The sequence below is a fragment of the Candidatus Electronema sp. TJ genome (assembly GCF_048287355.1).
Classification (GTDB): domain Bacteria; phylum Desulfobacterota; class Desulfobulbia; order Desulfobulbales; family Desulfobulbaceae; genus Electronema.
The window spans coordinates 1-8,147 of the sequence record NZ_JBLWEP010000108.1; the positions used below are offsets into that span (position 1 = coordinate 1).

The following is an 8,147-nucleotide window of genomic DNA, read 5'->3' on the forward strand; positions in this document are numbered from 1 at the left end:
GCAGTCTCCGTCAAGGGAGTTTCATTGTTTTCGACCTTCGTGAGGAGCATTACAGTCTTATTCTCAATTTGATGGAAAAATACACTGACCTGCCGATGGATTTGGCAGATGCATCCTTGGTTGTTTTGGCAGAAGAGCTGCGTGACGGTCGGATACTCAGCACTGATCAGCGTGATTTTCGGACGTATCGCTGGAAGAATACTTTTCCGTTTCAGAACATGCTGTTTGTTTATTGAAAGCGGCTGAATACAGCGAGACATAAGCGGAACTTATCATGGTCTATAGCGATTTCACCCTGAAGAAAGTGAAGGCTGAGTTTCAGCTGAAGACGGTTGAGTCTGTTTCATTATTTGACGAGGTGCCGGAGGCCGAGATCAGTTCCTATCTTGCCGCGACGTTGGCCAGAAATGTCCAGCTGGCATTGTCCATCAACACGGAAAAAGCCCGCTCCGAGCTGATCATCATCAACATTTTAGTGGAAGCAAAGGAGATGATAGAGGAAAGCATCAGTCTTTTTTCCGGGATTGACTTCACGGTTGACCGTGAGAAAGGACTGAGCGGCTTTTGTGATTACATCCTGAGCCAATCCGCTGAACAGCTTTACCTTGATGTGCCAGTCATGGCGGTGGTCGAGGCGAAAAATGAGGACATTATTTCAGGGCTGGGACAGTGCATTGCGGAGATGTACGCTGCCAAGCTGTACAATGAGAAGGAAAACCGGCATCTGCCCTGCATTTATGGAGCCGTGACCACCGGCGATGAATGGAAATTCCTGAAACTTGCCGAAGACACGGTGTTTATAGACAAGCCGTCTTATTACATCAGCAGCATTGGCAAGATTATGGGGATATTGGCGCACATGCTGAAAAAGGCGCAGGGGAAGATTGAGGAGTTGGAACACAACTCGTAGTATATTTCCTCCAATCTGTAACAATATAATCACCAGATGTAAAAAATGGGTATAAAATTCATAGATGAACCTACTCCTATAAATCGGGAGTTAAGAATCGAGATTCTTGAATGCGCTCTAAAATTAGAGGCAAATATCAATACGCTTCTTTTGGAACTCTTGGATATTCCAGACAGCCTTAAAAAGAAATCATTATCTGGAAAAAGCGGATCGCTTTCGTTTAAGAATAAAATTGACTTATTGTCTGATATTGAAGTTATAAGTGATGATGAATATGGAGAATTTATTCTTCTTATGGAGTTTAGAAATAAATTTTTGCATGATCTATACTGTAATTCTTTCATGGATGCTCTTTTGTTATGCGGAGAACATAGGAATAACACTATGTTGAGATTGGTCTATGGTATAGAAGCAAGCAAAAACTTTAGCAAAAACAAAAATGAGAAGAATAGGAAGATAACTGAATATGATTCAATGTCAGAACAAGAAAAAGAACGAATATGCTTAGAATCATTCATTAACCTGTTTGATAGAACTGTATGTATCGTCAAGAATAAAATAGAATTAGCTGAAAAAGAATTTCAAGGAAGGATCAATTTGATACGAACACTTAGCCATGGGATGGCTTTTTACTGTAAAAGATATACTGATTTTCTCGTTGAAATCGATGGTATGTTGAAAAAGCATAATCTTCCAGATGCGTTGACGAAGCTGATAGTTAATGAATGTAATTTTTTTACTTCTTCTGAAGAAGTCAAGAAATATAGTCAGATAGACGCTTCTTTCGTCGATCTATTTAATCAAAAAAGACGGAAGGAATCTCAACAAGATTAAGAATGCCGTCTTAAAAAACGGAAATAGACCAGCTTAAATTCCAAGACGAGCAAAGGGGAACTGCTGTCTGGCCTGATGCGCTGGTGGTTTTCCGCAAGAACGGCTTCGTCGCCTGCGGGCATTTCGAGGCAGGCTTTTCAGAAAAGGCCGCGCCCTTTTCCGAAAAAGGAACTTCCTGATTCAAATAAGGAGCCGCCTTTTTTATACCCTGAAATCTCCTGATTCCAATCAGGAGATGCCTTTTTTCCACCCTGAACCGTTCTGTTTCTTTTTAGGAGATTCCTTTTCCCAAACTGCCGTTTTCCCGCTTCAACCCATCTTTTTTCGCTTGACAGTAGCGGCACTGAGGAATAAGTTCAGCCTATCTCTCAACTCTTTGCCAGGAGGATTGAAATGCCAGAAGAAGGAACCTTGATGGAGCAGGTCGCAGCGCTGCTGGGCGTGGAATATCTGCCCCCGCTTGAGGCTTCGGAAGTGCAGATGCTGCGCAAGGCTTTGCCTGGTTATCAGGCAATTGCTGACGACACCAGCCGTCTGGCGCAGGAACATGCCGGAACCCTGCATCTTTCGCCTGCGGTGCTGGCCGATATTGAGGAGGGTCTGGCTGAGGTCAAACGGCTTGAACCCATTGAGCTGCTGCTGGAACGGCTGCATCAGTCGGTCTATCATCAGCGGCTTCAGGCCACCTCGCGCTGCATGGAAGGTATGTACGGGGCCTCGCGGCGCATCCGCGAATTTGAAAACGCCTGCCCGGAAATCAAAGATGCGGCCCAATTTCTTTTTGATTTCCTCAAAGTGTTCCATCCCGGCCCGAAAAAGGAGAAGGACGAGGAAGACACGCAGCCGAATTCCTGACGAGAAAAGAAGATGGGCAACTATGATCAGTTTGCGCAGAAATACGCCAAGGGAACCGAAGAGCTGGAGGAAGCGACCAGACGGTATTTCTATTCACTCCTGCCTGAGTTGACAGGAAAAGCCCTTCTTGATGTCGGCTGCGGCTCTGGTCATGATGCGGCCTGTTATGCTGCTCAAGGAGCTGCTGTTTCTGGCGTGGATATTTCTGAAAAAGAGCTGGCGATGGCGCGGGAAAAGGCCGCCGGTGTCTTTGTTCAGGCTCCGATGGAGCAGCTTCCTTTTGCAGCTGGGCTGTTTGACATCGTGACCAGCTTTTATGCCATTCAACATGCCGAGGATGTGCCGAAAACGCTTCTGGAGATGATCCGCGTCGCCAAACCTGGAGGCGTGATCCAAGTTCTCGCCAAGCATCCGTTCCGCAATCTGCTGGAAAGCCATGTCAATGACGGCAATTCCGACTATTACTCCAAGCGGCTGGTCACGTCTTACATCTTCAACCGTTCGATCAAGCTGACCGAGCAGGGCCACACGATGATGGATTACCTTGCGCCGAATGTGCTGCGGGCCGCCCGCTTGGAGCTGCTGGAGGAAATGACGGATTTCCCGGCCAGCGAGCAGGTGATTCCGGGCTTGATATATCCCACCTGCATGATTGTGGGATACAGGAAGGCAGGGTGATTCGCCCTGCCAAGGGAAAAAAAACTGTGACGCTCAGGGTGTTGCGGGAGAATTTCTGTCATGCTGCTCCTGCGCGGCGCGAAGAAGGCGGAACAGCTCGCGGCTATGGCGGGGATTGCGGCTGACAGCGAAGAAAAAGGCCAGCCGGGACAGCTCGCTCGGATCCGTGCCCGGCAGCGCAGCCGCAATTTCCGCCGCAGTCTGCGACCGCCATCTTTCGCTGAAATCCTCCTGCCGCTCTCTGGCCAGCTGCTGTGCGGCAATCGCCTCGTCAATCAGGGCATCGCGCAGATGCTCCAGCTCATGCTGCCGTTTTTTGCGGAGCAGGGCATTGCCTTTGCGCCCGGCAAGAAACTGGTAGAGCGGCTCCGGCGAGTCCTCTTCGCGCAGCAGCTTGGTGATGTGCTTGATCAGCCGCTTTCTCGCCCCGTCGTGCTTCAGCCCGGCGGCTTCCTTGAGCTGACTGCGCAATTCCTCTCCGGCAGGCAGCTCGTTCAGCACAGCAGCGGGCAGGGCGGCCAGCTCCTCAGCCAGCTCCTCCAGCTGCTTGACTCTGCGTTTCTGTTCAGACCTGCTCAGTTCCATGTTTTAAAACCAGAATTCTGGATAGCGGCGATTCTTGGGGATGTTGTTGACCAGCAGGGCGATGAGCAGCATGACCGCCGCTCCAAGGCCGACCGGGGCGACAACGTAAAAAAAACCGAGCTGGTGAATGTCATTGCTGCCGATAACTGCAATCAGGGCGGTCGCGCCGCCGGGCGGATGCACGGTTTTGGTCAGGAGCATGGCGGCGATTGCCGTGGCCACGGCCAAGGCGGCGGACAGCCAGATGACATTGCCGCAAAGCTTGTAGGAGGCGACCCCAATCAGGGCGGAAATCAGGTGGCCGCCGAGCAGATTTCTTGGCTGGGCAAAGGGGCTTTTCACCACGCCGTAGATCAGCACTGCGGATGCGCCGAACGAGCCGATGATCAGAATCAGCTCTTTTTCTGGCAGAAAGCCGTAGTGCAGCCACGCCACGGCGGCGATGCCGAAAAAGCCGCCGAGCCACGACCAGAAGATGTTCTCGAAAAGATTCTCATGCGGCGGATGGCCTGCGCCTTTCACGCCCTTCATTTTGGCAAAATAGCCTCGGATGCGCTGCTTCATGCTCTGTTCTCCGCGCCTACTGCTGCTCTGTCTTGCAGCAGACAGAGGGCCTTGTCCCAGATGCGGTCCGCCGTCTCCTCCTTGGAGAGCAGCTCCAAGGTTTCTGACGAGTTCCGCGTGATCAGGGTGACTTGGTTGGTGTCCGCCTCAAAGCCGGTGCTGCTGCCGAGGATGTCGTTGACCACGATCAGGTCGGCGTTCTTGGCCAGCAGCTTGCGGCGGCCTTCCGCCTCATGACTGCTGCTTTCCGCCGCAAAGCCGATCAACAGCTGACCAGACCGCCGTTTGCTGCCCAAGGCGGCTAGGATGTCCGGGTTGGCGGCCAAAGCCAGCAGCAGATCCGCTGCTGTCTTTTTGATTTTCTGGGCGGAAAAGGCGGCGGCGCGGAAATCGGCCACCGCCGCCGCCTTGACCACGATGGAGGCGGCAGTGGCGTGGCGGCTGACCGCCTCGGCCATTTCCAAGGCTGTGCGCACCGGAATCACGTTCATGTCAGGCGGCGGGGCAAGGGCGACCGGCCCGGAAATCAGCGTGACCTCGGCACCGCGCCGCCGCGCTGTCCTCGCCAAGGCGTAGCCCATCTTGCCGCTGGAACGGTTGCTGAGGAAGCGGGCCGGGTCCAGCGGCTCTTGCGTCGGCCCGGCAGTGATCAGCACCCTTTCTCCAGCCATATCCTGCTTGGCCAGCAGACCGAGCAGAGCCTCGCGCACCGTGTCCCACTCCGCAAGACGGCCTGTACCCTCCTCCCCGCAGGCCAGCCGTCCGCTGTCCGGCTCCACAATCCGGCAGCCGTATTCACGCAGCACAGCTAAATTCCGCTGCGTGGCCGGATGAGCCAGCATTCGGCAATTCATGGCCGGACAAATCAGCACTGGCGCGGCGCAGGCCAAGACTGAGGCGGCCAGCAGATCATCAGCCAAGCCATGCGCCAAGCGGGCGATAGTCTGAGCTGTGGCCGGGGCGATCAGCACCGCGTCCGCAGCCGCAGACAGGGCGATGTGCTCCATGCCTGCGGCAAAGAGTTCACTGTGCGCCGGGTTGCCGGAAAGGGCGGAAAAGGTGAGCGGGGTGACAAAGCGGGTCGCAGCTGCTGTCATCACCACATGCACCTGCGCACCCTCTTGGGCCAAGCTGCTCACCCAGCCTGCGGCCTTGAAAGCGGCAATTGAGCCGCAGACCCCGAAGAGGATTTTCTTGTCCCGCATCAGAACGCTGGCGGCTCCTGCTCCTGCTTGACCGAAGGCTCGCCAAAAGGATTCAGCTTGACCGCAGCCGTTTTGTCAATGGTCACGTAAAGGGTGAGGCCGGTTTTGCCGAAACGGCCTTCGGAAATGATGATCATGCAGGTTTTATGCGGCTTGACAAAGGCGAACATGATGTCGGAGGACGCAGCCTCGCCGACTAATTTCCATTTTGCATCCTGCATGGAGTTGATCATGTAGTCTTTGAGGGACATGGCTTCGACACTGCCGGCATAATGCCAGACTCCGCCATGAAAGGACTCTGTTTTGATGGCCATCGAGCGGGCGCGGTCCCATTCCATCTCTCCGGGCAGGGCGATGTCGTGGATGTCATCGGCAAAACCGGGAATGGGCGGCAGTCCGCCGTAGTCCATGCGCATCGATGAGGAGGGCAGGACGCAGCCGGACAGCAGCAGCGAGGCAGCGGCAAGGGCGAGGAGCAGAAGTTTCACTGGCTTCTTCATAGGTTGTTTTCTCCAAATTCGTGCAGGATGAAGGTTTCCAAAGGCTGCCGCAGGGACTGCTGGTTTCTGTGCAGAGGATGGCCGACAGCGAGCACAGCGGCCAGCTCATGCTGATCGTTCAGCCCCAGCACCTTATTCACACGGTCTTTATTCGCCAAAATCTGACCGAGCCAGACCGCGCCCAGCCCCAACGCATGAGCGGCCAGAAGCATGTTCTGGATGCAGGCCCCGGCAGCTTGATGATCTTTGACCCGATCATACATCTTTTCCTGATCAAGGTAAACGGCAATCAGGACAGGCGCGGTACTGACAATATGAGCATAAAGGGGTCAACATCCGCAAGCCGGTCGCGGATGCTGCTGTCTTGGATGATGGCAACTGGTTGTTGAGGCCGGACGGGGCCCAGATGCCTGCGTTGAAGAATATGTTCGATCAGGCCGCGCTCGACCGGCTGGCTGGTGAATTCCCGGAGGTGCCGGGTTAAATCCGTTGATCGATAATTTGTGGTATATTGTTCCGTTGTTAGAAACAGTATATCGAAATCAACTGTCGGCACTGCGGAGCCGAGGACTTGTTCAAGAACGGTCGCAGCGAAAAAGGAACATATTGGTATCGCCACAAAAAAATGCTGAAAGAGCTTTCAGCATGACTGTACTTACAATACTAGTGTTAATGAGCAGGTCTAAATATAGATTATTAACAGCATATGAGTTAAAGATATAATCAGAAATATTGACATTTCAAGAAATACAGTTGGTTCTGAGCTGAGAAAAAAATCCCGCTGAAACGAATCCGTACTTCATAGAGTTTCTGAGCAGATTGACTCCTTATGAGAATTGAAAATTAAAATAATGGCCAATGCAGATGAACTATGTCGGTAAGAAAAAAATGCTGAAAGAAAAAGCGGCATGGATATGCGCCTGTCATATTTTCAAAAAGTCAGTTCATCCGCCGTTCGGGCAGAATTCCTGAATCCGTCTGGCGCGGCCTGATGAGTCAGCTTGCCGTGCCATTTCATGAATTGGATTCATTGAGAATTTATCTCGCCTCGCGCGCGCGACAGTTTTCCTGTCCCTGTCTGCCGCAACATCAGCATACAGTGCTGCAAAATATATCAGGACGAATGCTTCCGGAGACGTGTTCCAAGCCGGAAGGAATATTGAAAGTTCATGCGCTTATGCCAGAATCAGGAATTCCTGTCGAAATATTTTTATCTTCAGGGGCATATTCAGACACAACTTCTTTGCCTGATTCTTCTTTTCCTGCCAAAAGCGTCATTTTTTATGGAGACTAAAGCATATAATGGTGAGGATGAGCTTGAGGAATGAGACGTTCACCTGAAAGTGTTTCGAGTCAGCATTCAGCGTCATCACCCAAAGATTTTCAGCGCATATTCATGATGTCACCTCGCATGAAGATAAATTGAAGGCTTTTCTTTTTATCTTGGCTTACGGCATCAAAAAAACAATGTTATAAGTCACAACTTGGGTAACAGGTATATTTTTTGAGAGCGGACGATACTCAAAAAAATCCTGATCAACGGATTTAACCCGTTACCATTGTTATGCAATATTTTTTCTGATAATGGATAAGGATAAGGGCAGGAATTCGATAATTGACACTATATCCTGAACATGAGGCGAGGCAGAAAGTGGACAGTGGACGACAGTGGACATAAAAAATCCAATCAACTTAAGATCGGCATCACAGTTGGCCGTGATTTTGTATCTCACTTTGACCTATCTATACGGAGATGACTTCTAACTATCTGAAATCATCACTGGCTGGTGGCGATGCAGGGACTTGAACCCCGGACACTACGGATATGAGCCGTATGCTCTAACCGGCTGAGCTACATCGCCTTCATTCAATGAAGTACATTTTAATCGTTTTTGTTGCTTCTGTCAAGAGAGAAACATCTTGGAAATGTCGCCAGATGTCCGAAGCGGCTGGCTTCGGACAGACGAACCTATCCCACTATTCGTTGTGCCCACATAAAAGAGACAGCCAGCGAGA

The 8,147-nt window shown here is 51.5% G+C and carries 10 protein-coding genes, 1 tRNA gene and 1 pseudogene; 6 read left to right on the forward strand and 6 right to left on the reverse strand.

The window, feature by feature from the left end; translation table 11 throughout:
• The 5 genes and pseudogenes from ACNKID_RS08570 to ACNKID_RS08590 all read left to right on the forward strand — a co-directional run.
• Nucleotides 1-236, forward strand: a pseudogene (locus ACNKID_RS08570) (VapC toxin family PIN domain ribonuclease); the annotation flags it as partial.
• Nucleotides 237-274: 38 nt separating this feature from the next.
• Complete coding sequence (locus ACNKID_RS08575; RefSeq protein ID WP_417913020.1) at nucleotides 275-910, forward strand: hypothetical protein; 636 nt, start codon at nucleotides 275-277, stop codon at nucleotides 908-910.
• A gap of 45 nt (nucleotides 911-955) precedes the next feature.
• On the forward strand, nucleotides 956-1,744 hold the full coding sequence (locus tag ACNKID_RS08580) for a hypothetical protein (RefSeq protein ID WP_417913021.1): 789 nt from the start codon (nucleotides 956-958) through the stop codon (nucleotides 1,742-1,744).
• A gap of 393 nt (nucleotides 1,745-2,137) precedes the next feature.
• Nucleotides 2,138-2,599 (forward strand): hypothetical protein, encoded by a 462-nt coding sequence (locus ACNKID_RS08585; RefSeq protein ID WP_417913022.1) that lies wholly within the window; start codon nucleotides 2,138-2,140, stop codon nucleotides 2,597-2,599.
• Between the two features lie 12 nt (nucleotides 2,600-2,611).
• Nucleotides 2,612-3,277, forward strand: coding sequence for a class I SAM-dependent methyltransferase (locus ACNKID_RS08590; protein WP_417913023.1), 666 nt, complete (start codon nucleotides 2,612-2,614; stop codon nucleotides 3,275-3,277).
• Nucleotides 3,278-3,310: 33 nt separating this feature from the next.
• Here the strand turns inward: ACNKID_RS08590 and yjgA are convergent, their stop codons facing one another.
• The 5 genes from yjgA to ACNKID_RS08615 are packed head-to-tail and all read right to left on the reverse strand — an operon-like array spanning nucleotide 3,311 to nucleotide 6,394.
• A complete protein-coding gene (gene yjgA / locus ACNKID_RS08595; protein WP_417913024.1) occupies nucleotides 3,311-3,862 on the reverse strand; it encodes a ribosome biogenesis factor YjgA in 552 nt (183 codons plus the stop codon).
• Between the two features lie 3 nt (nucleotides 3,863-3,865).
• Nucleotides 3,866-4,426, reverse strand: a complete 561-nt coding sequence (locus ACNKID_RS08600; RefSeq protein ID WP_417913025.1) for an HPP family protein — start codon at nucleotides 4,424-4,426, stop codon at nucleotides 3,866-3,868.
• A complete protein-coding gene (gene coaBC, locus ACNKID_RS08605; protein ID WP_417913026.1) occupies nucleotides 4,423-5,631 on the reverse strand; it encodes a bifunctional phosphopantothenoylcysteine decarboxylase/phosphopantothenate--cysteine ligase CoaBC in 1,209 nt (402 codons plus the stop codon). The genes ACNKID_RS08600 and coaBC overlap by 4 nt, the downstream gene beginning before the upstream one ends.
• Nucleotides 5,631-6,131 (reverse strand): hypothetical protein, encoded by a 501-nt coding sequence (locus ACNKID_RS08610; RefSeq protein WP_417913027.1) that lies wholly within the window; start codon nucleotides 6,129-6,131, stop codon nucleotides 5,631-5,633. The genes coaBC and ACNKID_RS08610 overlap by 1 nt, the downstream gene beginning before the upstream one ends.
• Nucleotides 6,128-6,394 carry a nitroreductase family protein gene (locus ACNKID_RS08615; protein ID WP_417913028.1) on the reverse strand — a complete coding sequence of 89 codons (267 nt, stop codon included), beginning with the start codon at nucleotides 6,392-6,394 and terminating at the stop codon, nucleotides 6,128-6,130. Before ACNKID_RS08615 ends, ACNKID_RS08610 begins: the two co-directional genes overlap by 4 nt.
• Nucleotides 6,395-7,122: 728 nt before the next feature.
• Between ACNKID_RS08615 and ACNKID_RS08620 the strand changes: the two genes are divergently transcribed.
• The gene (locus tag ACNKID_RS08620; protein ID WP_417913029.1) at nucleotides 7,123-7,425 is read left to right on the forward strand and encodes a hypothetical protein; all 303 of its coding nucleotides are present in this window, start codon (nucleotides 7,123-7,125) and stop codon (nucleotides 7,423-7,425) included.
• 491 nt (nucleotides 7,426-7,916) lie between these two features.
• Here ACNKID_RS08620 and ACNKID_RS08625 read toward each other — a convergent pair.
• A tRNA-Met gene (locus ACNKID_RS08625) sits at nucleotides 7,917-7,993 on the reverse strand.
• Nucleotides 7,994-8,147 lie beyond the last annotated feature (154 nt).